Source organism: Pseudomonas lijiangensis, assembly GCF_018968705.1.
GTDB lineage: Bacteria > Pseudomonadota > Gammaproteobacteria > Pseudomonadales > Pseudomonadaceae > Aquipseudomonas > Aquipseudomonas lijiangensis.
The window spans coordinates 4921849-4945828 of the sequence record NZ_CP076668.1 but is presented as its reverse complement, the minus strand read 5'-3'; the positions used below and the strand labels follow the sequence as shown (position 1 = coordinate 4945828).

Below are 23980 nucleotides of genomic sequence, written 5' to 3'. Positions count from 1 at the left end.
GGATATCAAGCCCGGCTTCGGCCGGGCAGCTCCGCACGTAAATACGAGGCACAGCATGCAAATCAAACTCGCCAACCCACGTGGCTTCTGCGCTGGTGTGGACCGTGCGATCGAAATCGTCAATCGCGCCCTGGAAGTGTTTGGCCCGCCGATTTATGTGCGTCATGAAGTCGTTCACAACAAATTCGTCGTCGAAGACCTGCGCGCTCGTGGCGCGATCTTCGTTGAAGAGCTGGAACAGGTGCCGGACGATGTGATCGTCATCTTCAGCGCCCACGGTGTTTCCCAGGCGGTACGCGCCGAGGCAGCAGGCCGTGGCCTGAAAGTCTTCGATGCGACCTGTCCGCTGGTGACCAAGGTGCATATCGAAGTGGCCCGTTATAGTCGTGATGGCCGTGAGTGCATCCTGATCGGCCATGAAGGCCATCCGGAAGTCGAAGGCACCATGGGCCAGTACGACGCCAGCAATGGCGGTGCGATTTACTTGGTGGAAGACGAAGAAGACGTCGCCAACCTCCAGGTGCGCAACCCCGATGCCCTGGCTTTCGTGACCCAGACAACCTTGTCCATGGACGATACCAGTCGTGTCATCGATGCATTGCGTTCGCGCTTCCCTGCCATTGGCGGGCCGCGCAAGGACGATATCTGCTATGCCACGCAAAACCGTCAGGATGCGGTCAAGCAACTGGCTGATGAGTGCGATGTGGTTCTGGTGGTGGGCAGCCCCAACAGCTCCAACTCCAATCGTCTGCGCGAGCTGGCCGAGCGCATGTCGACACCGGCCTATCTGATCGACGGTGCCGAAGACATGCAGCGCAGCTGGTTCGACGGTATCGAGCGTATCGGTATTACCGCAGGTGCGTCCGCGCCGGAAGTTCTGGTACGCGGCGTGATTCAGCAATTGCAGGCCTGGGGCGCGACCGGTGCCGATGAACTGTCCGGCCGCGAAGAGAACATCACGTTCTCCGTTCCCAAGGAACTGCGGGTCAAGTCTCTGCCATAAAGTCAGGCACAAAGATCTGTCGGTATCTTGTCGTTCTCGACTCTGACTCTGCCGGTAATGGCCACTATCACGCGATAGTGGCTCACGGGCTCATCACGGACGCAGACGTGAAAGGTACCGTTGGCAGCCTTCCTGAGGCCTCCCAGGCCGTTGAAGCTGATGTACTCCGCAATCTTGCTGTTGCCGACAATGCGCGTTTTTCCATTGATGGCCCGCTCGACAAGCAAGGTATCGTCATCGTCCGGTCCGTTGCCTGTGGTGTCGGTGATGATTCGCCAGCCGTTACTCCAGTCTCCGTCAATGGCATACAGGGTCACGACCTGATTGCGGGTAATGGCTGCAACCCGTGCCGAGCGTATGCCGCTGGCCAGTTCCTGGGCGGCTACGTGCCTTCGATTGGCATCGATCAGGTCTGTAAACGGCGGACTGGCAACATTGGCAAGAATGGCCACAATGGCAACCACGATCAGTAGCTCGATTAACGTGAATCCTGCATGCTTCATCGTTTTTTCCTCCCTGGAAAACCTTGTTCCAAACGCCATCCGGGCATTCGTCATCGCAAAACAACCGTATATCCTGCTAGAGATTTTCAGGCATCGCTGCTGCCTTATAGTCGTAACGTCTAGGAGACACCCAATGCGTTATATGTCCAAGGGCTTCAGCCTCATTGAATTGTTAGTCACTGTGTCTGTGGTGGCGATCGTGGCTGCCATTGCCGTTCCGAGCTTTACCAGCACGATCCAGAACAACAAGGCGGATACCGAGCTCAATGATTTGCAGCGGGCGCTCAACTATGCACGTCTTGAGGCGATAAACCGGGGAGTGACGGTACGTATTGCACCCACCAGCGGGGCGGACTGGAGTACGGAGCTACAGGTCTTTCTGGCTTCCGAGACATCGGGTACCCCGACTGCGTTGCGCAAGGTCGCGGCGATGAGCAGTGGAGCAACCCTGACGGCGACCAACGTTACCGGGATCGAATTCAATAACCTGGGTGCCTTGTCTACGCCCGCCACCGCGGTGGTGATGAATTACACGCGAGGTTCGATTGCCAGGACCATGAACATTTGTCTGACGGGTCGGATCATTCTGGGTGGAAATTGCTGATGCTAAATGAAGTGCGACGTCGCCAGACGGGCATGACGCTGATCGAAGTGCTGGTTTCGGTCCTGATACTTGCCATCGGCCTGCTGGGCGCCGCCGCGATTCAGCTCAATGCTCTCAAGTACACCGACAGCTCTACCATGAGCAGTCAGGCTAGCTTCATTGCCTACGACATGATGGATCGTATCCGGGCGAATGTGGATGGCAATGCGGTCGCCAACGGCACCACCAACGTACTGGCGACTTATGCCTTGGCCAATCTGACCTCGGCTCCGTCGGCAGGGAATCTGAACAGGGCTCGGGATCAGGACCTTTACGATTTCAAGACCAACATCGCCACTTTTGCAGGCTCCACGGCCACAGCCAGTATCGATGTCAGCGACGCTCCGGCCGTCACCATCACCATCACCTGGGACGATACGCGGGCGGCGGGCTCCAGCACCGTTGCAACCGGCGGTACGGCGGCCGGTAACACCCTGCAGACCTTTACCCTGACCTCGCGTATCGGGGTGAACCCATGAAGAAGTCATCCAGAGGCTTTGGCCTGATCGAGATCATGGTGGCGCTGGTGCTGGGGCTGGTGGTCAGCATGGGCATCATCCAGATATTCAGCGCCTCCCGAGGCACGTTCCTGACCCAGAATGCCTCGGCCCGCATGCAGGAAGATGCGCGTTTCGTGCTGAGCAAACTGATGCAGGAAATCCGCATGACCGGGATGTATGGCTGCCTGGGATTCAACAACTATGTGCCAGTCCCTCCGGCCATTGCATGGCCTGCCGCGCTCGATAACCCCATCCTGTGGGATAACGCCAATAAAACCCTGACTCTGGTGACCTCTGACATTGGCACCACCGGCACTTCACCGACCTGGACGATCATTTCCAACTGTCAGACCTCCACCCAGCTTTATGCCGGGCCAAAATTGCCGGCAGCGGGGGAAACCGCGTTCCCGATGCGTCAGTTTGTCTACACCCTTACCGGGCAGAACCTGACCATCAAATACGGCACAGGCGGGACTGCGCAACCGTTGCTGCAAAACGTCAGTGCCTTCGACGTTTCCTTTGGGATGGCGGGCAGTCCAATGACCTATGTCACGACAGTCTCGACTGCCGCGGCGGCCGATATACGCAGCGTTCGCATCAGCCTGACCCTGCAGGATCCGGATAATCGCGTCAGGCCTCAGCAATACAATGTGGTTGCCTACCTGCGTAATCGCTTTTGAAAGGGCCGTATGCAATGAATACAAAGCGGTTTTGCGTCATGCCGACATTCCCGGCCCGACAATCCGGAATGGTATTGCTGGTTAGCCTGGTATTCCTGTTGCTGCTGACATTGCTGGGGATTTCCTCCATGCAGAATGCCACCTTGCAGGAAAAGATGGCGGGCAGTGTGGCTTTGCGCAATCAGTCTTTCCAGAGGGCCGAAGCGGCATTGCGACTGGGCGAGTCGTCCATCCGGTTGGTGGGTTTTACCATGGCCAAATGCACCAATAACACAACCTGCGCCCCGCCTGCCGAATCCACCACGCTGACGGCGGCAGGTACAAATGGCACATCCGGGGTGAGCTGGGTTGCAGCACAGGGAGGTGGTTTTTATGGCATCCAGAATCTTGGCACCACGGCAAACCCCATAAAACGCCCGCCAACCTGTGATTTGAGGAGTAGCGTGACGGTTTATCGTGTTACAGCCGTTGCCACCCAAGGCACATCGAGAACGGTGCTGGAGAGTATTTATGCCAATTGCTAAGGCGTTTCGTCACGGATTGAAGTATGCGTATGGTGCCCTGGCTGCGCTTTATCTGTCTGCGCCTGTTTATGCGTTCACACCTTCACAAGTACCGTTGCTGAGTGCTTCTGCCGTTACGCCCAATGTCATGTTGCAGGTGGATAACTCCGGCAGTATGGATACGATTATTTTTGATTCGGGTTTCAATGCGTCTGCTTCCTGGCCGACTATTGATAATTTCGATTGCGGTTTTTTAGGGTTTTGTGTGAGGAACACAATTCCAACAGGTGATGGGCAATATGTATTTTTGAGCGCTTTGAGCAGGGATCGCTGCTTCAGTGGCTATAGTTTTGCCAAGTCCAATGACAACACAGTTTATTGCATATCCTTGCCTGATCCGGCGAGGTCCGGCAATACACGTTATCCCGGTGCTTATCTGTCTTATCTGGTTTCACAGGTAAGCTCCAACAAAAGTGTGGCGAATATACCGACTGAAAGCCGTTTGACCTCTGCCATTTCCGTTGCATTGGGACTGGTCGATGCCAACCGGTCGTTGCGTATCGGTTTGGCGACTTACAATCCACCCAACAGTAACGACAGAGGACCGGGTGGGAATATCAAGCAGGCTGTGAGCGACTTGTCGCCTGTTCCGGCCACGACTTATCAGGCGGGTGTGACGCAGGCGACGGCTGATACAAACTACAGAAATCTGCGCGCCGCGATTTCGGCGTTGACTGCAGAAGCCAACACGCCTCTTGCTGAAACCTATTATCAGGTGACTCGCTATTTTCGCGGGCTTACTCCTTTTCCGTCATACACCGGCTCACCGAGAACGTTTACAAGCCCCATTCAATATCGTTGTCAGAAAAACTATGGTGTTGTGTTGACTGACGGTTTGCCTACTCACGACAAAACGTTCCCCACAAATGACGTCGATGATTTCGACCCGGCGTGGTTACCTAACTGGGATCGTATCAATAATGACGGGCCGAATGTCGATCCGGAAAATGAAGGGGATACGCTATATCTGGATGATATCGCCAAGTTCGCCTATGACATTGACATGCGCAAGGACTCCACTTCACCGGGCGGCGATCTGACGGGGCGAAGCTGGGACAATGCCGGATTCCCCAGACAGAACCTGAGCACCTACGCGATCGGTTTCACGCTCGGTAACCAGATGCTTATCGATGCCGCTGACGACAATCATGGCCATGCCAAATACTTTCAGGCCAATGACAGTGCAGGGTTGAATACCGCATTGAACCTTGCTCTTACCGACATCTACGCCAAGGCCGGCTCCGGCGGTGGTGGCGTATCAAGTTCATCCACCCTTCAGGCTGGCACGCAGTTCTACCAGACACTCTATGACCCGACCGACTGGCACGGTACTGTCAGGGCCTACAACCTCGATGCCACGACCGGAGCCTTGAGTACTCCTGTCTGGACGACGGACAGCACGATTGTCAGTGGTTCTACTGCACCTGTCTTCGAGTCATGGAGCACGGGGACCGCAGGGACTTCACCCGCGAGAATTGCACTGGACTTCCTCAGTTTCAGTCCGGCACAGCAGCTTGCATTCACCACCACATTGCCTACAGGCGTAACGGGGCCTGAGGTGATTGCCTGGGCCAAGGGCACTGCGAACGCCAAGTTGCGCACGCGCACCAGGCTGCTCGGCGATATCATCAATTCTACGCTGGGCGCGGGGTTACCTACGGAAAAGACAGCTGCCGATCTGGTTGGAGATACCAGTTACACCACCTACCTGGCCAACAAGGCCAGCAATATGACCTATAGCCTTCTTGCCAATGCCAACGATGGCTTCTTCAATGTCATCAATGCCAGTAACGGGGTGCGTCGATACGCTTATATGCCTTCCACGTCGCTGGCTTCTCTGGCAACCATTTCTTCAACCAACTACGGTTCCGGGGTGCACAAGTTCACGGTTGATGGGCAGATTGCGGTTTTCGATACTCAATTATCCGCTGGCTCGGCATGGCGTACAGTCGCTTTCTCAGGACTTGGGGCTGGCGGCAAGGCATTCTTCGCAATCAAATTGTTCGAAGGTAGCAGCAATACCCCTGAGGTCATGTGGGAGGTCAAGGCACCGGACACCTCTGACACCACTAACAGGTTCAATAACCTGGGTTATAGCTACTCCAAGCCTGATGTAGCGCGTATGGCTGACGGGACCGGGATCATGGTGGTGGGTAATGGCTATGGCAGTTTTACAGGTCGGGCGTCGCTGTATGTATTGAATGCCAATACCGGCGCATTCATTGCGGAAATCCAGACACCGATTGTCGTCAGTGGTGAGACAGACAACGGCCTCTCCTCGGTCAAGCTGCGTGTCAACTCGCAGAACGTCGTTCAGGCCGCTTATGCCGGTGACCTCAAGGGACGCATGTGGAAGTTCGACATGAGTGGTGCGGCGGCTTCCAGCTGGAGGGTCGCTTTCAATGGTTCGCCGTTGTTCACTGCGCCAAGAGGTGCCAACCAGCCGATTACGGTTCAGCCTCTGCTGATCGATCACCCGCTCAACGGCAAGCTGGTGTATTTCGGTACCGGCAAATTCAGTGAGGCTACCGACAAGCAGACCAGTGCCTTGCAGGACTTCTACGCAATCTGGGATGGCGATGCGGGCTCGGGGAATATCGTTGAAGCCAACCTGCAGGCCCAGGCGGTCAATGGTTCGGTGACCGGTAATGGCAATACTTACTTCACCTCAACCTCCAACGATGTGGACTGGGCCACCAAGAAAGGCTGGTACATGCCACTGGCAACCGCTGCGCCTTATCTGGGTGAGCGGATCATCTATCCTGCACAGACGTCTCGTGGCCGTATCATTTTCACCACTGCATCTGTGAACTCCACTGATCCTTGTGAAAGTACCGGTACCGGGCGTCTTTTCGAGCTGGATGCCGCCACCGGCAGCATGCTCAATTATCAGGTGCTCGATACCAATGGCGACAACGACATTACCGCTTCCGATACCCTCGTTGCAGGCCTTGGGATCGGTACGGGGATTCCGGTGGTTGCATCCATCGTGGCAGGCACCAACGGCGCCAACGATAACAAATACCTGATCGACTCCAGTGGCGGAACACCGGTCAAGCTGCTGGAGAAGGGCGGTAGTGCCAACGTCTTCCAGCGCATCATGTGGCGACAAATCCAGTAGGGAAGGTGATTCATGCGAGCAGTATCCAGAGGCTTTACCTTGATCGAACTCATGATCGTCGTGGCGATTATCGGTATTCTGGCGGCCGTTGCTTACCCCAGTTATGTTGAATACACGAAGCGTACTCAGCGTTCGGCCATTGCCAGCCTGCTTTCGGAGCAGACCCAGGCGCTTGAGCGTTTCTTTTCAAGAAATGGCACCTACGTCGGCGCGACAGGTTTGAGTGGCGGCAATAGTTATTACAACATCGCGCCGGTCCTCACAGCCACAGGTTTTACCTTGACCGCTAACCCTACCGGCTCGCTCATGACCGGCGATAAATGCGGCAGTTTTGCCATCACCAATACCGGCACGCGCACCAATCCAAACGCCACCAGCGGCGTGACAACCAAAGACTGCTGGGGACGTTAACTCCTTTTCCTTTGCCTAGAGACCAAAATGCACAAGCAACATGTAGTGATCGTCGGTGGTGGTGTTATCGGGTTGTTGACTGCTTTCAACCTTGCCGCCGAAGTGGCCAGTGTCGTGTTGGTTGATCGCTCCAGCGTCGGTCAGGAGTCTTCATGGGCGGGTGGCGGGATCGTGTCGCCACTCTATCCATGGCGCTACAGCCCGGCAGTCACCGCCCTCGCGCACTGGTCACAGGACTTCTACCCGCATCTGGCCGAACGCCTGTTTGCCCGGACAGGCGTTGATCCTGAAGTTCACAAGACCGGTTTGTACTGGCTGGATCTGGACGATGAGCAGCAAGCCCTGGACTGGGCTGCCCGGGAGCAACGGCCGCTGAGCAGTGTCGACGTGTCGGCTGTTCATGATGCGGTGCCAGCATTGGGGCAGGGTTATTCAAGGGCCATTTACATGGCCGATGTGGCCAATGTCCGTAACCCGCGTCTGGTGAAATCCCTCAAGGCTGCGCTGCTGGCGTTGCCCAATGTCGAGATTCGCGAGCAGTGCGAAGTCAGCGGGTTTGTGCGCGAGGGCAATATGGTTCGTGGTGTCAGCACGCAAGCGGGCGATATCCTGGGCGACCGTGTCGTGCTGGCGGCGGGCGCCTGGAGTGGCGAGTTGCTCAAGACCCTGGGTCTGGAATTACCCGTCGAACCGGTCAAGGGCCAGATGATTCTCTACAAGTGCGAGTCCGATTTCCTGTCGAGCATGGTGCTGGCCAAGGGGCGTTATGCGATTCCGCGTCGTGATGGTCATATCTTGATCGGTAGTACGCTGGAGCATGAAGGTTTCGACAAGACGCCGACCACGGCAGCGCTGGAAAGCCTCAAGGCCTCGGCCATCGAATTGATTCCCGAGCTGGCCAATGCCGAGCCTGTCGCTCAGTGGGCGGGGTTGCGCCCAGGTTCGCCCGAAGGCATTCCCTTTATCGGCCCGCTGGAGGGCTTCGAGGGGGTGTGGCTGAACTGTGGCCACTACCGCAACGGTCTGGTGCTGGCACCTGCGTCCTGCCAGTTGCTGACGGATCTGTTGCTGGAGCGTGAGCCGATTATTGATCCGGCTCCTTATGCACCGGCGGGGCGTTTCGCGAATAAGCGGAGCGCCGCCCGATTCGCTCCTGCAAAGCCCTAATCCAACCCCAGCTTCTTCAACCGGTAACGCATCGATCTGAATGACAGGCTCAGGCGTTGCGCTGCTGCGGTCCGGTTCCAGCGGGTTTCCTCCAGAGCTTGCAGGATCAGTTTGCGCTCGATGCTTTCCAGGTAATCCTCCAGATTATCGATATCGGCCAGATTGTGGCCGTCGTGTTCCTGGGGGGTGCCGGACTCGGCAAGGCGAAGGTCCGAGGCGTGGATTTCATCGTTTTCGCAAAGGGTGTAAGCACGCTCCAGCATGTTTTCCAGTTCGCGAACGTTGCCGGGGAAGCGGTAGCTTTTCAGGGTTTCCAGCGCCTGAGGGTGCAGGCGTGCCGAGGCCTGGCCGCAGTTGGCGGCCAGACGTTGCAGGACACTGCTTACCAGTTGATCGATATCTTCGCGCCGCTCACGCAGCGGCGGTACCCGCAGCTCGATAACGTTCAGGCGGTAATACAAATCCTGCCGGAAGCGGCCGGCAGCGACTTCGGCGTTCAGATCCTTGTGGGTGGCACATAGAATTCGCACATCCACGACCTGCTCCTGCTGACCGCCGACGCTGCGTATGGATTTCTCCTGGATGGCCCGCAGCAGTTTTACCTGCATGGCCAGCGGCAAGTCAGCGACTTCATCCAGAAACAGCGTGCCGTTATTGGCGGCCTGAAACAGGCCTGGCTTGTCTTCATGGGCGCCGGTAAAGCTGCCTTTGCGATGGCCGAAGAATTCGCTTTCCATCAATTCCGAAGGAATCGCCCCGCAGTTGACCGGCACGAAAGGTTTGTCGTTACGCGGTCCTTGTTCATGAATCAGCCGGGCGACCAGTTCCTTGCCGCTACCCGATTCGCCACTGATATAGATCGGCGCCTGGCTGCGCGCCAGTTTGTCGATTTGCTTGCGCAGGGCACGCATCGGTGGGGAGTTACCCAGCAGACGACTGTCGATGCTGCGTTCTGCCGGGGCGCCGGGTTGCAGGCGCAGGGCGCTGCTGACCAGTTCACGCAGCCTGCTCAGGTCCACCGGCTTGGTCAGGAAGTCGAAGGCACCGGCCTTGAGTGCATGAATGGCCATATCCAGGCTGCCATGGGCGGTGATCATCGCCACGGGCGTCTGTGGGTAAGCCTGCTGAATATGCTGCACCAGCTCCAGGCCATTACCGTCAGGCAGGCGCATGTCGGTCAGGCACATGTCGAATGGCTCGCGAGCCAGCCACTCGCGGGCCTCGGTCACATTGCGGGCGCTGCGGGTGTCGAGTTTCATGCGGCCGAGGGTGATCTCCAGGAGTTCACGAATGTCCGGCTCATCATCGACTATCAGGATCTTTTGCCGTTGGGTCATGCTCAGCTCAACTTGAACGGGTGAGCGAAAGTGATGCGCATGCAGCTACCGCCTTCGGGGCGAAGGGTGTAATCCAGATGCGCCTGGTTGCTTTCGCACAGTTCCCGGGAAAGGTAGAGGCCAAGGCCGGTACCTTTGCTTTCTGTGGTGAAAAACGGCTCGAAGAGTTTGGCCAGATGCTGTTCGGATACGCCTGGCCCGTTATCGAGCACTTCCAGGGTGGGCAGGTCGTTTTCCTGGTTGTGGAACAGCCTCAGCCAGACCTGCGCCATTTCATGGTGTTTACCGCTGTACCGTAGCCCGTTCTGCAGCAGGTTGCTCAGCACTTGGTTCAATTGCTCCGGGTCCATGCGCGTGGTGAGCATGCCCTGGCCGATCTCGGTATGCACATTCTGGTTGGCTGGTGCCGAGCTGCGAAAGCCTGCAACGAAGTTCTCCAGCCAGGTTTTCAGGTCCAGCAGTTCGGGCTCGGTTTCGCGGCGCCTCGACAATTGCAGGACGTTCTCGATCACCACATTGATGCGTCGCGACTGATCATGAATGATCTGCCCGAGTCGCCGGTCCGGTGCTGACAGCTCTTCCGATTCATTGAGCAGTTGCGCCGCATGGCTGACAGCGCCCAGCGGGTTGCGGATCTCATGGGCGATTCCGGCTGTCAGGCGACCCAGTGCTGCAAGCTTCAGTTGCTGGGCCTGATGGGCAACCTGCGAGAGGTCTTCCAGAAAGATCAGCGTCTGGCGCTGGTCGCCGCGGTTGAGTGCGGCAAAGCTCGGTTGCAGGATCGGGCCGATGGCTGAGGTCGATATGCTGCGCGGTGCCATGATGGGGTTGATCAGCCATTGCCGCAGGCGATCCACCAGTTGTGGCGAGTATTGATCGATGACCTGACCGACCAGTTGCTCATGGCCCAGCAGGCTCAAGGCGCCCTGATTGGCCAGCAGCACCTGACGGCGCGAGTCGAGCACCAGAATGCCGGTGCGCATGCGTTGCAGGATCAGGCCATTGAGCTCTTCGAGCTGGTCGACATCGGCGGCACGCTGTTCGGCCAGCACTTCGCTCACTTGCATGCGGGCGGTCAGTGCCTGTACCAGCAGGGCAGCGGCAAAGCACAGAGCCCCCAGCGTGCTGGCCTGCACATAGTCATTGGAGGCAACCGGGCTGATGAAGCTGATGTAGAACGTCAGGTAAATGATGCCGATGGCAGAGACAGCGGCAATCAACAGCCCGAGGCGGCCTCGCAGCAGAACATTGCTGATGGCGACCGAGGCAATCAGCAGGTTACCGATGCCACTTGAGGTGCCGCCCGCTGCATAGAACAGTCCTGACAGCATCACCGCATCGGTCACTGCCAGGCTGAAGAGTTGGACTTTATGGCGGGGACGCTCAAGCAGCACCACAACCAGAATGTTGAACACCAGATACAGCCAGCAGCCAGCCCGAAACAGGTTCAGGTTGGCCAGTTGCAGCAGTTCGGTGTCCAGGTCGCTGGAGATCAACAGCACCAGCACAATGCCGATGGTCAGTCGATACAGGTGATACAGCCGCAGGATCCGTTGCGCTTGTGGGCTGCCGAGTGAAAGCGTCTCAGCGGTCACGAGTCGCGGGGCCTTCTAGCCTGTGCGCTTCGCTGCAATACCATTGTTGTTCCAGGCTCAATGCACGATCACGAGGAAGATGAACGCCACAATGGGCGCAACGCACCATGGGCGACGCCACCGCTTCTGGCGGCTCTGCACGTTTTTTCGGATCAGGTGGGTTGAGCAGGCGCTTGACGAACCACACCGCTGCCGCGATCAACGCGACCCACATAATTATGCGAATCATGACTACCAAGCTTAATGATTGAAGAGTTCGCAGTGTAGCCAAGGAGCAGGCGGGCGGACAGGGTACAGGCGCGAAGTGGGAGCGAATTTATTCGCGAAGACTCCGGTACATCCAAAGAAAATCCATCGCCTTCAATGATGTCATCGCGGATAAGCGGAGCGCCGCCCGATCCGCTCCCACAAGTGTGATCCCCACAAAAAAGAGGCCCGCAGGCCTCTTCGTTGTCATCACCGGTTTCAGTCGAACATGCCGAATGTCATGTAGCTGAACCAGGAGCGGCTTTTGGTGCCTTTCGCTTCTTCTGCTTCCCTGGCCTGCTCATCCAGCTCTGCCTGGTTTTCCGGCAGCAGTTCTTTCGGGATGGCGTCCTTGGCATCCTGATACTGCTTCTGGATGTCCTGGTTGGCGCGGGTTTCGCCCGGTGGCAGCGGGGCGCTGCCGTTGATCAGGCCCAGCGTCGCTTTCGACAGCCACGAACGGTTGTCGGCTTCGGCCTGACGAGGCGTGAACTGGCCGTCAGCCAGTTGCGGGTGGTTCGGGTAGTTGGTCTTCAGGACTTCGAGGCTGGTGGCTGCCAGCTCGTCGAGGTGCAGGCGCTGATAGGACTCGACCATCACTGCCAGACCGTCGCCGACCGAAGGCGTCTCCTGGAAGTTTTCCACCACGTAACGGCCACGGTTGGCGGCGGCGACATAAGCCTGACGGGTCAGGTAGTAGTCGGCTACGTGAATTTCGTAGGCCGCCAGCAGGTTGCGCAGGTAGATCATGCGCTGCTTGGCGTCAGGCGAATAGCGGCTGTTCGGGTAGCGGCTGGTCAGTTGGGCGAACTCGTTGAACGAGTCGCGTGCAGCGCCCGGGTCACGCTTGGTCTGGTCCAGCGGCAGGAAGCGCGCCAGCAGGCCGACGTCCTGGTCGAAGGAGGTCAGGCCCTTCATGTAGTACGCGTAATCGACGTTGGGGTGCTGCGGGTGCAGGCGAATGAAGCGCTCGGCAGCGGATTTGGCTGCTTCGGGCTCACTGTTCTTGTAGTTCGAGTAGATCAGTTCGAGTTGTGCCTGATCGGCATAGCGACCGAACGGATAGCGTGACTCCAGCGCCTTGAGTTTTTCGGTGGCGCTGTTGTAGCTGTTGTTGTCCAGGTCGGCCTGCGCCTGCTGGTACAGCTCCACTTCACTGAGGTTCTCGTCGATGACTTCCTTCGACGAACAGGCCGCAGTCAGTGCGAGGATGGCGATCAGCAGCAGGTGTTTCACTTGCATGGCGGCTTGCGTCCCTATAACGGCCTGCTGTCTTGGGCGGGGCCGTCCTGTTATGATGAGCGCCCCGCAAGACCCGCGGGGCAAAAGACGCCGTATTTAACCACAAGCGCGCTGCCGAAACCAAAGGCTAGCCGCCTTCTAGTCTGGCCATGTCCGAAAATATAGAACTTCGCGCAGAGGTGCCGTCCGAATTGGGCGGTCAACGCCTCGATCAAGTCGCCGCACAATTATTCGCAGAGCACTCGCGCTCGCGCCTTTCCGCCTGGATCAAGGACGGCCGTCTGACTGTGGACGGCGCTGTCCTGCGCCCGCGTGACATCGTTCACGGTGGCTCTGTCCTGCAACTGATCGCCGAGCAGGAAGCTCAGGGCGAGTGGGTTGCCCAGGATATCGAGCTGGATATCGTCTACGAAGACGACCAGATCCTGGTGATCAACAAACCTGCCGGCCTCGTGGTGCATCCTGCCGCGGGTCATGCCGACGGCACCTTGCTCAATGCCTTGCTGCATCATGTTCCCGACATCATCAACGTGCCGCGTGCTGGCATCGTGCATCGTCTGGACAAGGACACCACAGGCCTGATGGTGGTCGCCAAGACGCTCCAGGCCCAGACCCAACTGGTGACGCAGCTGCAAAGCCGCAGTGTCAGCCGCATCTATGAATGCATTGTCATCGGTGTCGTCACCGCTGGCGGCAAGATCGATGCGCCGATCGGGCGTCACGGCCAGCAGCGTCAGCGCATGGCAGTGATGGAAGGCGGCAAGCAGGCGGTGAGCCATTACCGTGTACTTGAGCGCTTCCGCTCCCACACTCATGTGCGGGTCAAGCTGGAAACCGGTCGTACTCACCAGATCCGCGTACACATGGCGCACATCAACTACCCGTTGGTGGGCGATCCTGCCTATGGCGGTCGCTTCCGTATCCCGCCAGCGGCCAGCCAGACCATGGTCGAGTCGCTGAAGACGTTCCCGCGCCAGGCACTGCATGCCCGTTTCCTCGAGCTGGATCACCCGGTAACAGGTCAGCGCATGAGCTGGGAGTCGCCGCTGCCTGACGATTTCGTCTGGCTGCTGTCGCTGCTCAAGCAGGACCGTGAGGCGTTTGTCGGGTGAGTGACTGGCTGATTCCAGACTGGCCTGCGCCTGCGCACGTCAGATCCTGCATCACCACCCGCTCGGGCGGGGCCAGCCAGGCGCCGTTCGACAGCTTCAACCTGGGCGATCACGTGGGTGACAACCCGCAAGCGGTCGTCAGCAACCGCCAATACCTGTCGTCGCAACTGAAGGTGCAGCCTGCCTGGTTGCGTCAGGTGCACGGCGTCGCTGTGGCGCATGCCGATCCTGCTTCGGTGGCCGAAGCCGACGCAAGCTGGACCGACACGCCGGGCATTGCCTGCACCATCATGACCGCCGATTGCCTTCCTGCGTTGTTCTGCAATCGCGAGGGAACTCGTGTCGCCGCGGCTCATGCCGGCTGGCGGGGGCTTGCGGCAGGTGTACTCGAGGCAACGGCCGACAGTTTGCGTGTTGCCCCCGACGACATCATGGTCTGGCTCGGCCCGGCCATCGGGCAGCCTTCTTTCGAGGTCGGCCCGGAAGTCCGTGAAACCTTCATGGCGACCCATCCGCAAACGGCCGATGCCTTTATCCCAAGCGTCAACGCCGGGCGTTTCATGGCCGATATCTACGCCCTTGCGCGTTTGCGCCTTGCCGCCTATGGTGTTTTATCAGTCCATGGTGGCGGGCTGGATACCTTCACTGACGCGCGTTTCTTTTCCTACCGCCGCAGCGCCATCACTGGCCGTTTCGCCTCGCTGATCTGGATCGATCAAGCCTGATTGCAGTCCGCTTGAGCGTCAGGCTGACATGCATCAATCAAGTCAAACTTGAAACCCGCAGAATCGTCCGCATCTAACTGACTATCCAGCAGGTTTTCGTTATAGGTGTGTTCATTGCTCCGGCCTGCTCTGAAGGAAGGTGACTAATGCGTATCGATAGATTGACCAGCAAATTGCAACTGGCCTTATCAGATTCCCAATCGCTGGCCGTTGGCATGGATCATCCAGCCATTGAGCCCGCGCACTTGATGCATGCCCTGCTCGAACAGCAAGGCGGCTCCATCAAGCCTCTATTGCTGCAGGTAGGTTTTGACATCAACAGCCTGCGCAAGGAGTTGAGTAAAGAGCTCGACCATCTGCCGAAGATCCAGAACCCTACCGGCGACGTTAACATGTCCCAGGACCTGGCGCGCCTGCTCAATCAGGCTGATCGTCTGGCGCAACAGAAGGGCGACCAGTTCATTTCCAGTGAGCTGGTGCTGCTCGCAGCCATGGACGAGAACAGCAAGCTGGGCAAGTTGTTGCTCGGTCAGGGCGTGAGCAAGAAGGCTCTCGAGAACGCCATCAATAACCTGCGCGGTGACGGCGCGATCAATGACCCCAACGTCGAGGAGTCGCGTCAGGCTCTGGACAAGTACACCGTTGACCTGACCAAGCGCGCCGAAGAAGGCAAGCTTGACCCGGTGATCGGGCGAGACGACGAGATTCGCCGGACCATTCAGGTCCTGCAACGGCGTACCAAGAACAACCCGGTGCTGATCGGCGAGCCTGGCGTGGGCAAGACCGCCATTGCCGAAGGTCTGGCGCAGCGCATCATCAACGGCGAAGTGCCGGACGGCCTCAAAGGCAAGCGTCTGCTGTCCCTGGATATGGGCGCATTGATTGCCGGTGCCAAATACCGTGGCGAGTTCGAGGAGCGCCTGAAGTCGCTGCTTAATGAACTGAGCAAACAGGAAGGCCAGATCATCCTGTTCATCGACGAACTGCACACCATGGTCGGCGCCGGTAAAGGCGAGGGTTCGATGGATGCGGGCAATATGCTCAAGCCCGCTCTGGCCCGTGGCGAGCTGCATTGCGTCGGTGCGACCACGCTCAACGAGTATCGCCAATATATAGAGAAGGACGCTGCCCTTGAGCGTCGCTTCCAGAAAGTGCTGGTGGAAGAGCCCAGCGAAGAAGACACCATCGCCATTCTGCGTGGCTTGAAAGAGCGTTATGAGGTTCACCATAAAGTCGGGATTACCGACGGTGCGATCATCGCTGCTGCCAAGCTGAGCCATCGGTATATCACCGACCGCCAGTTGCCGGACAAGGCCATCGACCTGATCGACGAAGCCGCCAGCCGTATTCGCATGGAAATCGACTCCAAGCCTGAGGTGCTGGATCGTCTTGAGCGTCGCCTGATCCAGTTGAAGGTCGAATCCCAGGCCCTCAAGAAGGAAAAGGACGAAGCCGCGATCAAGCGTCTGGAGAAGCTGCAACTCGATATCGAGCGTTTGGAACGTGAATACGCCGATCTCGAAGAAGTCTGGGCTTCGGAGAAGGCTGAAGTGACGGGCTCGGCTCAGATCCAGCAGAAAATCGAGCAGTCGCGCCAGGAGCTGGAGGCGGCACGCCGTCGCGGTGACCTGAATCGCATGGCTGAATTGCAGTACGGCATCATTCCGGATCTGGAACGCAGCCTGCAAATGGTCGATCAGCACGGCAAGCCGGAAAACCAGTTGCTGCGCAGCCGCGTGACCGAGGAGGAAATTGCCGAAGTCGTTTCCAAGTGGACCGGCATTCCTGTCTCGAAAATGCTCGAAGGCGAGCGTGAAAAGCTGCTTAAGATGGAAAGCCTGCTGCACAAGCGCGTCATCGGCCAGAGCGAAGCCGTTGTGGCGGTGGCCAGTGCCGTGCGTCGTTCTCGTGCCGGGCTGTCCGATCCCAATCGTCCGAGCGGTTCGTTCATGTTCCTGGGCCCGACCGGTGTCGGCAAGACCGAGCTGTGCAAGGCGCTGGCGGAATTCCTGTTCGATACCGAAGAGGCCATGGTGCGGATCGATATGTCCGAGTTCATGGAGAAACACTCCGTCGCTCGCCTGATCGGTGCGCCACCGGGTTATGTCGGCTATGAAGAGGGCGGTTATCTGACCGAGGCGGTGCGTCGCAAGCCGTATTCGGTGATCCTGCTCGATGAGGTCGAAAAGGCCCACACCGATGTCTTCAACATCCTGCTGCAAGTGCTGGAGGATGGACGCCTGACAGACAGCCATGGCCGTACGGTGGATTTCCGTAATACCGTGATCGTCATGACCTCCAACCTGGGCTCGGCGCAGATCCAGGAACTGGTGGGTGATCGTGAAGCCCAGCGCGCTGCGGTGATGGATGCGGTCAGCACGCATTTCCGTCCGGAGTTCATCAACCGGATCGATGAAGTGGTGATTTTCGAGCCGCTGGCCCGGGATCAGATCGCAGGTATCACGGAAATCCAGCTGGGACGTCTGCGCAGCCGTCTTGCCGAGCGCGAGCTTTCCCTGACCCTGAGTCCGGAAGCTCTCGACAAGCTGATCGCCATTGGCTACGACCCTGTGTATGGCGCACGGCCTCTCAAGCGTGCGATTCAGCGCTGGATCGAAAACCCGCTGGCCCAACTGATCCTGTCGGGCAGCTTTGTGCCTGGCTCCAGCATCACCGGCAAGGTGGTGGATGGCGAGATCGTGTTTGGCTGATCGCTTCTATATATAGCTGAACGCAAGGGCTCTCCAGGTGAGGGCCCTTTTTTATCGTGCTGGCTGGCGGGGCAGAAAATCGGGTTTGCGGGTGGTGTGCAGGGGATCTGAAAAAAAATCGCAAATCATTGTCTTAAAAGCAATTTAGAGGGTTGACAGGTGTTTTTGAAAATGTAGAATAGCGCGCCTCAGAGACGTGAACGCAACGTTGCAAACGAGGCGATCAAGGTCAAAGAGGTTGAATTAACGAGTTAACAGCGAGTTGATTCAATGCAGTAAGTTGAATCTGAAATCCAAAGTTCCGCGATAGCTCAGTTGGTAGAGCAAGTGACTGTTAATCACTGGGTCCCTGGTTCGAGTCCAGGTCGTGGAGCCAGATTTCACAAGGTTCAATGCAGTTTCAGTCGGGGTATAGCGCAGTCCGGTAGCGCGCCTGCTTTGGGAGCAGGATGTCAGGAGTTCGAATCCCCTTACCCCGACCATATTTGGGTCGTTAGCTCAGTTGGTAGAGCAGTTGGCTTTTAACCAATTGGTCGTAGGTTCGAATCCTACACGACCCACCATTTTTGGCTCCAAAGTATCTTTGAAGCCGAATCTTACAGATCTGATGCCAGTTGTATCAGATCGAAGGCAGCTTGTTGAGGTGTCTTGATTTCAACGGGGTATAGCGCAGTCCGGTAGCGCGCCTGCTTTGGGAGCAGGATGTCAGGAGTTCGAATCCCCTTACCCCGACCATATTCAGCGCAGAAGCAGGTTTCAATCATGCTCCTGATGCTAACTGAAAGATGCCTGGCTTTAGCTTGAACGCTAAGACCGGGCATTTTTCTTTTGCGCGTGATAAAAGTCATCGCATGAAGCAAGGAAGCATTGCCGTCGTTCTCACTGAATACGCGGCTACTCCATTTCCAGGTAAGGAATATTCATGAGCACCAGCTTACTCAAACGTCCCGAATTTTTTGCACTGATTGCCGCGATTCTGAATGGCACTATCGGTGTGTTCACCCGGATGGGCTTCGCACACGGGGCGACCTCCAATCAGATCGCATTCTGGAAGTGCTTCGGTGCTTTCCTCGTCATTGCCCTCTACTGTGTCGTCAATCAGAAGCGCAGGCGTGAAACTCTGGCGCTGGCCAGCAAGTGGCCGCAATTCGCCTTGCTCGCCTTTCTGGGAATATTCTGCCTCTACTTTTTTGAAACCTGGGCTTTTGAAGAGGCTTCCATACCGCTGGTGGCTTTTCTGCTTTATGCCGCGGGCGGTATGACCATCATCCTGTCTGCGCTGTTCCTGGGTGAGCGAATCGGTCTGAACAAGATCGTCGCTTTTGGAACCATCCTGGCGGGTGTCTACCTGATTTTGAGCTATGAAGGCGATATCAGCGGTAGCTACCTCGGCATCACCTTGGCCTTGCTGGGCGGGCTGGGGTATGCCTTGTTCATATTCAGTTCCAAGCTGATGAACATTGGCAGTGGATTGCCGCAACTGGCCTGGCTTTTTGGTTTTGGCAGCCTGTATCTGCTGGTGCCTTTACTGAAAGAGGGTTTTGCCATTCCTGGTGGTATGGCTCTTCTGGCTATCGCAGCCTTGATATTACTACCCACTATTGGCGGCTTCTATTGCACGACCAAGGCCGTGGATGAAGGGGAGGCGAGCAAAGTGCAGATCATTGAAACCAGCGACCCGCTTTTCGCCACACTCTTTGCATTTGTCCTGTTTGGTGAGTCACTGGGGGTTGTTGGCACCATTGGAGCGCTGTGCATCATGGCCGGTCTGCTCTTTGCGCTGAAAAAGAATGACCCGCCTGCACTTGTGGCCGCAAAGTAATAATTTTTTCGCACCAGGTTCTGTGGGAGCGAATTTATTCGCGAGAGGCCGGTACATCCGAAGAAGATGTATCGTCCTTAATGATGCTTCGCGAATGAATTCGCTCCTACGGTGTGCAGGGCGAATTCATTCTTGAGCAACGCTTCTTAGTGCAACTTCATCCGCGGCTCGGTTCCCTTGCCGATCTTGCTGCCCAGCATCAGCATCAAGGTGCGGAAGGCGCCATACAGCGCCATCTGGTGCATGCGGTACAGCGAGATGTAGAACATGCGCGCCAGCCAGCCTTCCAGCATTACGCTGCCCATCAGATTCCCCATCAGGTTACCCACCGCCGAGAAGCTCGACAGGGAAATCAGTGAGCCGTAATCCTTGTAGGTGTACTCCGGCAGTGCCTTGCCTTCGATCCGCAGGCGCAGGGACTTGACCAGCAACGAGGCCTGCTGGTGAGCGGCCTGGGCGCGGGGCGGGACGTTGCGGTCGGTGCCTTTCTGTGGGCAGGCGGCGCAGTCGCCAAAGGCGAAGATGTTTTCATCCCGGGTGGTCTGCAGAGTCGGCAGCACTTGCAGCTGGTTGATGCGGTTGCTTTCCAGCCCGTCGAGTTCATGCAGGAAGGCCGGAGCCCGAATGCCTGCCGCCCAGACTTTCAGGACTGCCGGAATGACCTGGCCGCTGGCCGTGACCAGGCCTTCTGCCGTCACTTCGCTGACCGCCGAGTTGGTCAGCACTGTCACGCCCAGTTTCTCCAGGGTTTTATGCACCGGCGCGCCAATGCGCTCAGGCAAGGCAGGCAGAACCCGTGGCCCGGCTTCGATCACGGTGATGCGCAGGTTTTCCGGTTTGATCTGGCCCAATCCATAAGATGCCAGCTCATGGGCGGCGTTGTGCAGCTCGGCGGCCAGTTCCACACCGGTTGCGCCTGCGCCGACGATGGCCACGGTGATTTCCTGAGTGCTGTCGGCCTGGCCGGCGTGGGCGCGCAGGTAATGATTGAGCAACTGCTGGTGGAAGCGTTCGGCCTGCTTGCGGCTGTCCAGAAACAGACAGTGTTCGGCCGCACCCTGGGTGCCGAAGTCGTTGGTGGTGCTGCCAACTGCCAGTACCAGCGAGTCGTAACCCAGGCTGCGGGCCGGCACCAGTTCTGCGCCGTTTTCGTCCTGGGTGGCAGCCAGATGAATCTGGCGATTTTCACGATCCAGACCGGTCATGCGCCCGAGCTGGAACTGGAAGTTGTTCCACTTGGCCTGGGCCACGTAGTTCAGTTCGTCTTCATAGGAGTTGAGCGAACCGGCGGCCACTTCATGCAGCAGGGGTTTCCAGATGTGCGTCAGATTGGCGTCCACCAGCGTCACGCTGGCGGTGCCTTTCTTGCCCAGGGTTTTACCCAGACGGGTTGCCAGCTCCAGACCGCCAGCGCCTCCGCCAACGATAACAATACGATGAGTCATAAGGATTACTCGGAAGGTTTAAGGAATTCGGGGGCAGGAGCTCGATCTTCGCGAGCGCAAGGCAGCTCATAGCGTCAGATAGCTCAGTAAACGGCTCAGCAAGCCCAGGCCGATGACCACGGCAATCACCAGAACAAGGAGCAGCCATGGCCGAAAAGGCCTGCGCTCAACCTGATGCTGGGGGGCGTTGAGGTAGTGTTGGACACGTCTTTGGTCGTCCGGGTTCAGACGGCTGCTCATTTTTGCCTCTTGCAGACGTTGCCTGCTGTCAGTGCGTTATATCGCTTGTGGCTCCAATGGTTCGACTCGCAGCATGTCATCCAGTCGAATGATTCCACTTTGTATCACTCGGGCGGTGATTCCGCCATGGCCGCGTACGGCCTGGAAAGTCCCGTGGCCCAGACGTTGTTCGAGCCGTGCGCAGGGCTGGCACCAGCCGGTGGTTTCCAGGATTGCCTGACCGACCTTGAATCGCCGGCCTTTGAGGCTGAACAGGTTGATGCCGCTGATGACCAGATTGCGGCGCAGGTCCTGGGGCACGATGGGGTTATCCACAGGCCTGCCCAATATCGAACTGACTACCGCCAGATGCTCCCACTGAATCAGCGTCACCTGCCGGGCATTGCGCGGGCCTGGGCGCGAGTGGTCGCCGGTCAGGCCCGCTTCGCGGCGCGCCTCCACGGCCTCCAGTTCGATCATGTCGAGGCGTGATTGCGGGCGCACGCCGATCCAGCGTACCCGGCCTTGTTGAGGTACATCGGCCAGCAGTTCTTGCAGGGGGCTCATAAACTGATTCCAACATCGAAGACGACACTGCGTCCCAGGTTGGTCCGCAGAAAATCCGGAGCGTCCGGATGGGCAAACAATACCCGCGCAAAGGTCGGGCCGACCAGCGACAACGAGCGCCAGCCCTGGCGCAGGTATTCAGTCGGTGGTGGAAAGTGACTGTTGAGATCCAGCACTTCACGCTTGAGGCTGGCAAACGCAATGATATCCAGCTCGCCCAGGTTCAGGCCGCGCTCACGGTAATTGCTGGCCTTCTTGCTTAGCGTGGGAGCCAGCCTGCGCAGCAGCTCGGACGCCGGGATGCGTTTGGGCTTGGCCTCCCGTCGCACCAACTGGCTCAGCGAGAACGCGCTACGTCGTCGTTCCAGTTCCTCGCGCCACTCATCATTGAGGCGCCGGCCTTCATCCAGCACAAAGAACACCTCGAAACAGGCGTCGCGAAACAGCACGTCGGGAGGCTCCTGACCCGCAGGCAGAAAGTCTTCGTGGCGATGAGGGATGTTCAAGCCTTGCAGCAGGCGTTCACAAACCCAGCGCTCGCGCTCCCACTTTCGCGCATTGGAAAGGAAGGCGTTGGCTTGTTCGGCCTGGCTCGTGAGCAGGCGTAAATAGTCTGAGTCATCCATGGCCCAAGCTTAGCGTCCAAATGTGAACGTGAAAAACAAAGACTTGGCTGTTTCGAGAGTTTTTTGTACCGATTTCACGCGGCGCAGGCCTGTTGCAAAAAATACCGGTTTTGTTGCCTAAAGCTTTTGTTCTTTGCGCCGAACCCATGGCGAGCCAATTAAATGACGCTCAGGAATTCCTTTCTCGCATGGAACGTAGATGAATCCCTATTTCTCCCTTGGCCTGGTCATCCTGTGTTGCGCCAGCGCCTACAGCGGGTCTGCTTTGTCCCGTGACTTGCCTGGGCAACATGCCGATCTGTTAGGCGTTTATCAGTCCGCTGCACTCAACGATGCGCAATTGTCGGCTGCCCGTCACGCCTACCAGGCCCAGCGCGAAGCGGTGCCGCAGGCGCGGGCCGGTCTGCTGCCGAACCTGACTGCCGGGGCGACTTCCGAAGTGACTCGTCTTGAGCGTGACGAACCTGCGTTGAGCCGCGAGCGTAGCGGCACAACCTTTCGTGCCAACCTCAACCAGCCATTGTTCCGTATCGATCGCTGGTTTCAATTGAAGGCTGCCCAATCCAGCGTGAGCCAGGCCGAGCTGGAGCTTTCCGCCAAGGAGCAGACCCTGGTGCTGACGGCCGCCCAGGCCTACTTTGAAACCCTGCGCCAACTGGACGGCTTTGCCGCTGCCCAGGCTGAAGAAACCGCACTGCTGCGCCAGCGTGACCAGGCCCAGGGGCGTCTGGAAGATGGCGCTTCGAGTATCACCGACGTGTATGACGCCCAGGCTGCCTATGACAATGCCCGCGCCAACCGTCAGCAGGTACAGCGAAGGGTGGACGATGCCTACGAGGCACTGGAGCGCCTGACCAAACACACCTACACCTCGATTGCCGGCATGGGCCATCAACTCCCGGTCGAGGCGCCGGTCCCCAATGATGCTCGCGCCTGGGTGGATACCGCCGTGCGGCAGAACCTGGAGCTGCAGGCCAGCGAGCATGCGGTCAGTGCCGCCGAACAGACGCTCAACCAGCGCAAGGCCGGGCATGCGCCGACCATCGACGCCGTAGCCTCCTACCGCAAGGGCGACAACGACAGTTTTGGCTACAGCAACCCTACCGACTTCGGCAGTAACGGCTATCGCGAAAAGGTTGCGCAAAGCAGCATCGGTATCGAACTCACCATTCCTCTTTATTCGGGCGGGATGACCAACTCCCAGATCAAGGAGTCCACCGAGCGTCTTTATCAGAGCCAGGACGAACAGGAAGACCGTCGTCGGGAAGTGGTGTTGAACACGCGCAATGCCTTTCGCGGGATCAACGCCGGGATAGAGCAAATCACGGCCCGTCGGCAAAGCATCGTGTCCGGCCAGAAGTCCGTGGAAGCCAACCAGGTCGGTGTGGATGTCGGCTCGCGCAATATTGCCGATGTGCTCAATGCCCAGCGTCAGTTGTACGCGGCAGTCCGCGACTACAACGATGCCCGCTATGACTACATTCTCGACAATCTCAAGCTCAAACAGGCTGCCGGCACCCTTAGCCCTGATGACCTCAAGACGCTCGCCCTCTACCTGAAACAGGACTACAACCCGGCCCGGGATTTCCTGCCGCCCGGGCTTTGAGCGGGTTTTTCGACGGCGTGTAGTTCAAAAGTATCGATGCCGATACATTAGTTTTTCAAAATGTGATATCCATCACAGTGGCGTATTGCCATTGTTCAACAAGTTGATCAGATTTGCCCAGCCAAGCTGGCATATC

At 57.9% G+C, this 23980-nt stretch carries 22 protein-coding genes and 4 tRNA genes; 17 read left to right on the top strand and 9 right to left on the bottom strand.

Annotated features, from left to right (window positions below):
• Window positions 1–55: 55 nt before the first annotated feature.
• Complete coding sequence (ispH, locus tag KQP88_RS20705) at window positions 56–1003, top strand: 4-hydroxy-3-methylbut-2-enyl diphosphate reductase (protein WP_025261870.1); 948 nt, start codon at window positions 56–58, stop codon at window positions 1001–1003.
• Between the two features lie 2 nt (window positions 1004–1005).
• On the opposite strand, the gene KQP88_RS20700 is transcribed toward ispH, so the two are convergent.
• Window positions 1006–1506: a GspH/FimT family pseudopilin gene (locus KQP88_RS20700; RefSeq protein ID WP_200994682.1), complete on the bottom strand. Its 501-nt coding sequence runs from the start codon at window positions 1504–1506 to the stop codon at window positions 1006–1008.
• A gap of 133 nt (window positions 1507–1639) precedes the next feature.
• Here KQP88_RS20700 and KQP88_RS20695 point away from each other — a divergent pair, with 133 nt between their 5' ends.
• From KQP88_RS20695 to thiO, 7 genes are read left to right on the top strand one after another with little or no spacing between them, the layout of a single operon-like run.
• The gene (locus tag KQP88_RS20695) at window positions 1640–2110 is read left to right on the top strand and encodes a GspH/FimT family pseudopilin (RefSeq protein WP_200994681.1); all 471 of its coding nucleotides are present in this window, start codon (window positions 1640–1642) and stop codon (window positions 2108–2110) included.
• Window positions 2110–2628, top strand: coding sequence for a type IV pilus modification protein PilV (pilV, locus tag KQP88_RS20690; RefSeq protein WP_200994680.1), 519 nt, complete (start codon window positions 2110–2112; stop codon window positions 2626–2628). Before KQP88_RS20695 ends, pilV begins: the two co-directional genes overlap by 1 nt.
• Window positions 2625–3329 carry a PilW family protein gene (locus KQP88_RS20685; protein WP_216704060.1) on the top strand — a complete coding sequence of 235 codons (705 nt, stop codon included), beginning with the start codon at window positions 2625–2627 and terminating at the stop codon, window positions 3327–3329. Before pilV ends, KQP88_RS20685 begins: the two co-directional genes overlap by 4 nt.
• A gap of 14 nt (window positions 3330–3343) precedes the next feature.
• Complete coding sequence (locus KQP88_RS20680; RefSeq protein WP_216704059.1) at window positions 3344–3853, top strand: pilus assembly PilX family protein; 510 nt, start codon at window positions 3344–3346, stop codon at window positions 3851–3853.
• Window positions 3840–7013 carry a pilus assembly protein gene (locus tag KQP88_RS20675; protein WP_216706010.1) on the top strand — a complete coding sequence of 1058 codons (3174 nt, stop codon included), beginning with the start codon at window positions 3840–3842 and terminating at the stop codon, window positions 7011–7013. Before KQP88_RS20680 ends, KQP88_RS20675 begins: the two co-directional genes overlap by 14 nt.
• A 12-nt stretch (window positions 7014–7025) precedes the next feature.
• Complete coding sequence (locus KQP88_RS20670; protein ID WP_200994678.1) at window positions 7026–7424, top strand: type IV pilin protein; 399 nt, start codon at window positions 7026–7028, stop codon at window positions 7422–7424.
• Between the two features lie 27 nt (window positions 7425–7451).
• The gene (thiO, locus tag KQP88_RS20665; RefSeq protein ID WP_216704058.1) at window positions 7452–8591 is read left to right on the top strand and encodes a glycine oxidase ThiO; all 1140 of its coding nucleotides are present in this window, start codon (window positions 7452–7454) and stop codon (window positions 8589–8591) included.
• Here the strand turns inward: thiO and KQP88_RS20660 are convergent.
• The 4 genes from KQP88_RS20660 to KQP88_RS20645 form a co-directional block, all read right to left on the bottom strand.
• Window positions 8588–9928 carry a sigma-54-dependent transcriptional regulator gene (locus KQP88_RS20660; RefSeq protein WP_216704057.1) on the bottom strand — a complete coding sequence of 447 codons (1341 nt, stop codon included), beginning with the start codon at window positions 9926–9928 and terminating at the stop codon, window positions 8588–8590. The genes thiO and KQP88_RS20660 overlap by 4 nt on opposite strands.
• 2 nt (window positions 9929–9930) lie before the next feature.
• Window positions 9931–11523, bottom strand: a complete 1593-nt coding sequence (locus tag KQP88_RS20655) for a sensor histidine kinase (RefSeq protein WP_200994675.1) — start codon at window positions 11521–11523, stop codon at window positions 9931–9933.
• On the bottom strand, window positions 11513–11752 hold the full coding sequence (locus KQP88_RS20650; protein WP_260406260.1) for a PP0621 family protein: 240 nt from the start codon (window positions 11750–11752) through the stop codon (window positions 11513–11515). The genes KQP88_RS20655 and KQP88_RS20650 overlap by 11 nt, the downstream gene beginning before the upstream one ends.
• A 236-nt stretch (window positions 11753–11988) precedes the next feature.
• A complete protein-coding gene (locus KQP88_RS20645; protein ID WP_025261858.1) occupies window positions 11989–13011 on the bottom strand; it encodes an outer membrane protein assembly factor BamD in 1023 nt (340 codons plus the stop codon).
• A 149-nt stretch (window positions 13012–13160) separates the two neighbouring features.
• Between KQP88_RS20645 and rluD the strand changes: the two genes are divergently transcribed.
• The 8 genes from rluD (at window position 13161) to KQP88_RS20605 (ending at window position 19381) form a co-directional block, all read left to right on the top strand.
• Window positions 13161–14123 (top strand): 23S rRNA pseudouridine(1911/1915/1917) synthase RluD, encoded by a 963-nt coding sequence (rluD, locus tag KQP88_RS20640; protein ID WP_025261857.1) that lies wholly within the window; start codon window positions 13161–13163, stop codon window positions 14121–14123.
• Window positions 14120–14848 carry a peptidoglycan editing factor PgeF gene (gene pgeF, locus KQP88_RS20635; protein ID WP_216704056.1) on the top strand — a complete coding sequence of 243 codons (729 nt, stop codon included), beginning with the start codon at window positions 14120–14122 and terminating at the stop codon, window positions 14846–14848. Before rluD ends, pgeF begins: the two co-directional genes overlap by 4 nt.
• 146 nt (window positions 14849–14994) lie before the next feature.
• Window positions 14995–17559: an ATP-dependent chaperone ClpB gene (clpB, locus tag KQP88_RS20630; RefSeq protein ID WP_216704055.1), complete on the top strand. Its 2565-nt coding sequence runs from the start codon at window positions 14995–14997 to the stop codon at window positions 17557–17559.
• Window positions 17560–17859: 300 nt separating this feature from the next.
• Window positions 17860–17935 (top strand) — tRNA-Asn (locus KQP88_RS20625).
• Between the two features lie 29 nt (window positions 17936–17964).
• Window positions 17965–18041, top strand: a tRNA-Pro gene (locus KQP88_RS20620).
• A gap of 5 nt (window positions 18042–18046) precedes the next feature.
• A tRNA-Lys gene (locus tag KQP88_RS20615) sits at window positions 18047–18122 on the top strand.
• 95 nt (window positions 18123–18217) lie between these two features.
• Window positions 18218–18294 (top strand) — tRNA-Pro (locus tag KQP88_RS20610).
• Between the two features lie 187 nt (window positions 18295–18481).
• Complete coding sequence (locus KQP88_RS20605) at window positions 18482–19381, top strand: DMT family transporter (protein ID WP_200994672.1); 900 nt, start codon at window positions 18482–18484, stop codon at window positions 19379–19381.
• A gap of 146 nt (window positions 19382–19527) precedes the next feature.
• Here the strand turns inward: KQP88_RS20605 and KQP88_RS20600 are convergent, their stop codons facing one another.
• The 4 genes from KQP88_RS20600 to KQP88_RS20585 form a co-directional block, all read right to left on the bottom strand.
• Window positions 19528–20826, bottom strand: coding sequence for an NAD(P)/FAD-dependent oxidoreductase (locus KQP88_RS20600; protein ID WP_216704054.1), 1299 nt, complete (start codon window positions 20824–20826; stop codon window positions 19528–19530).
• Between the two features lie 66 nt (window positions 20827–20892).
• Window positions 20893–21066, bottom strand: a complete 174-nt coding sequence (locus tag KQP88_RS20595) for a DUF3094 family protein (protein WP_216704053.1) — start codon at window positions 21064–21066, stop codon at window positions 20893–20895.
• A gap of 36 nt (window positions 21067–21102) precedes the next feature.
• Window positions 21103–21612 carry an MOSC domain-containing protein gene (locus KQP88_RS20590; RefSeq protein WP_216704052.1) on the bottom strand — a complete coding sequence of 170 codons (510 nt, stop codon included), beginning with the start codon at window positions 21610–21612 and terminating at the stop codon, window positions 21103–21105.
• Window positions 21609–22238, bottom strand: a complete 630-nt coding sequence (locus tag KQP88_RS20585; protein ID WP_025261843.1) for a DUF1780 domain-containing protein — start codon at window positions 22236–22238, stop codon at window positions 21609–21611. The genes KQP88_RS20590 and KQP88_RS20585 overlap by 4 nt, the downstream gene beginning before the upstream one ends.
• A 199-nt stretch (window positions 22239–22437) precedes the next feature.
• Between KQP88_RS20585 and KQP88_RS20580 the strand changes: the two genes are divergently transcribed.
• Complete coding sequence (locus KQP88_RS20580; protein ID WP_198727939.1) at window positions 22438–23844, top strand: TolC family outer membrane protein; 1407 nt, start codon at window positions 22438–22440, stop codon at window positions 23842–23844.
• Window positions 23845–23980: the final 136 nt, after the last annotated feature.

Bases quoted from the DNA above. Each gene is read 5' to 3' on its own strand.
- clpB (WP_216704055.1), top strand. From the start codon at position 14,995: ATGCGTATCGATAGATTGACCAGCAAATTGCAACTGGCCTTATCAGAT.
- KQP88_RS20600 (WP_216704054.1), bottom strand. From the start codon at position 20,826: ATGACTCATCGTATTGTTATCGTTGGCGGAGGCGCTGGCGGTCTGGAG.
- KQP88_RS20660 (WP_216704057.1), bottom strand. From the start codon at position 9,928: ATGACCCAACGGCAAAAGATCCTGATAGTCGATGATGAGCCGGACATT.
- KQP88_RS20590 (WP_216704052.1), bottom strand. From the start codon at position 21,612: ATGAGCCCCCTGCAAGAACTGCTGGCCGATGTACCTCAACAAGGCCGG.
- ispH (WP_025261870.1), top strand. From the start codon at position 56: ATGCAAATCAAACTCGCCAACCCACGTGGCTTCTGCGCTGGTGTGGAC.
- rluD (WP_025261857.1), top strand. From the start codon at position 13,161: ATGTCCGAAAATATAGAACTTCGCGCAGAGGTGCCGTCCGAATTGGGC.
- KQP88_RS20585 (WP_025261843.1), bottom strand. From the start codon at position 22,238: ATGGATGACTCAGACTATTTACGCCTGCTCACGAGCCAGGCCGAACAA.
- KQP88_RS20650 (WP_260406260.1), bottom strand. From the start codon at position 11,752: ATGATTCGCATAATTATGTGGGTCGCGTTGATCGCGGCAGCGGTGTGG.
- KQP88_RS20695 (WP_200994681.1), top strand. From the start codon at position 1,640: ATGCGTTATATGTCCAAGGGCTTCAGCCTCATTGAATTGTTAGTCACT.
- KQP88_RS20595 (WP_216704053.1), bottom strand. From the start codon at position 21,066: ATGAGCAGCCGTCTGAACCCGGACGACCAAAGACGTGTCCAACACTAC.
- KQP88_RS20700 (WP_200994682.1), bottom strand. From the start codon at position 1,506: ATGAAGCATGCAGGATTCACGTTAATCGAGCTACTGATCGTGGTTGCC.
- KQP88_RS20605 (WP_200994672.1), top strand. From the start codon at position 18,482: ATGAGCACCAGCTTACTCAAACGTCCCGAATTTTTTGCACTGATTGCC.
- KQP88_RS20645 (WP_025261858.1), bottom strand. From the start codon at position 13,011: ATGCAAGTGAAACACCTGCTGCTGATCGCCATCCTCGCACTGACTGCG.
- KQP88_RS20680 (WP_216704059.1), top strand. From the start codon at position 3,344: ATGAATACAAAGCGGTTTTGCGTCATGCCGACATTCCCGGCCCGACAA.
- KQP88_RS20675 (WP_216706010.1), top strand. From the start codon at position 3,840: ATGCCAATTGCTAAGGCGTTTCGTCACGGATTGAAGTATGCGTATGGT.
- pilV (WP_200994680.1), top strand. From the start codon at position 2,110: ATGCTAAATGAAGTGCGACGTCGCCAGACGGGCATGACGCTGATCGAA.
- KQP88_RS20670 (WP_200994678.1), top strand. From the start codon at position 7,026: ATGCGAGCAGTATCCAGAGGCTTTACCTTGATCGAACTCATGATCGTC.
- thiO (WP_216704058.1), top strand. From the start codon at position 7,452: ATGCACAAGCAACATGTAGTGATCGTCGGTGGTGGTGTTATCGGGTTG.
- KQP88_RS20580 (WP_198727939.1), top strand. From the start codon at position 22,438: ATGAATCCCTATTTCTCCCTTGGCCTGGTCATCCTGTGTTGCGCCAGC.
- KQP88_RS20685 (WP_216704060.1), top strand. From the start codon at position 2,625: ATGAAGAAGTCATCCAGAGGCTTTGGCCTGATCGAGATCATGGTGGCG.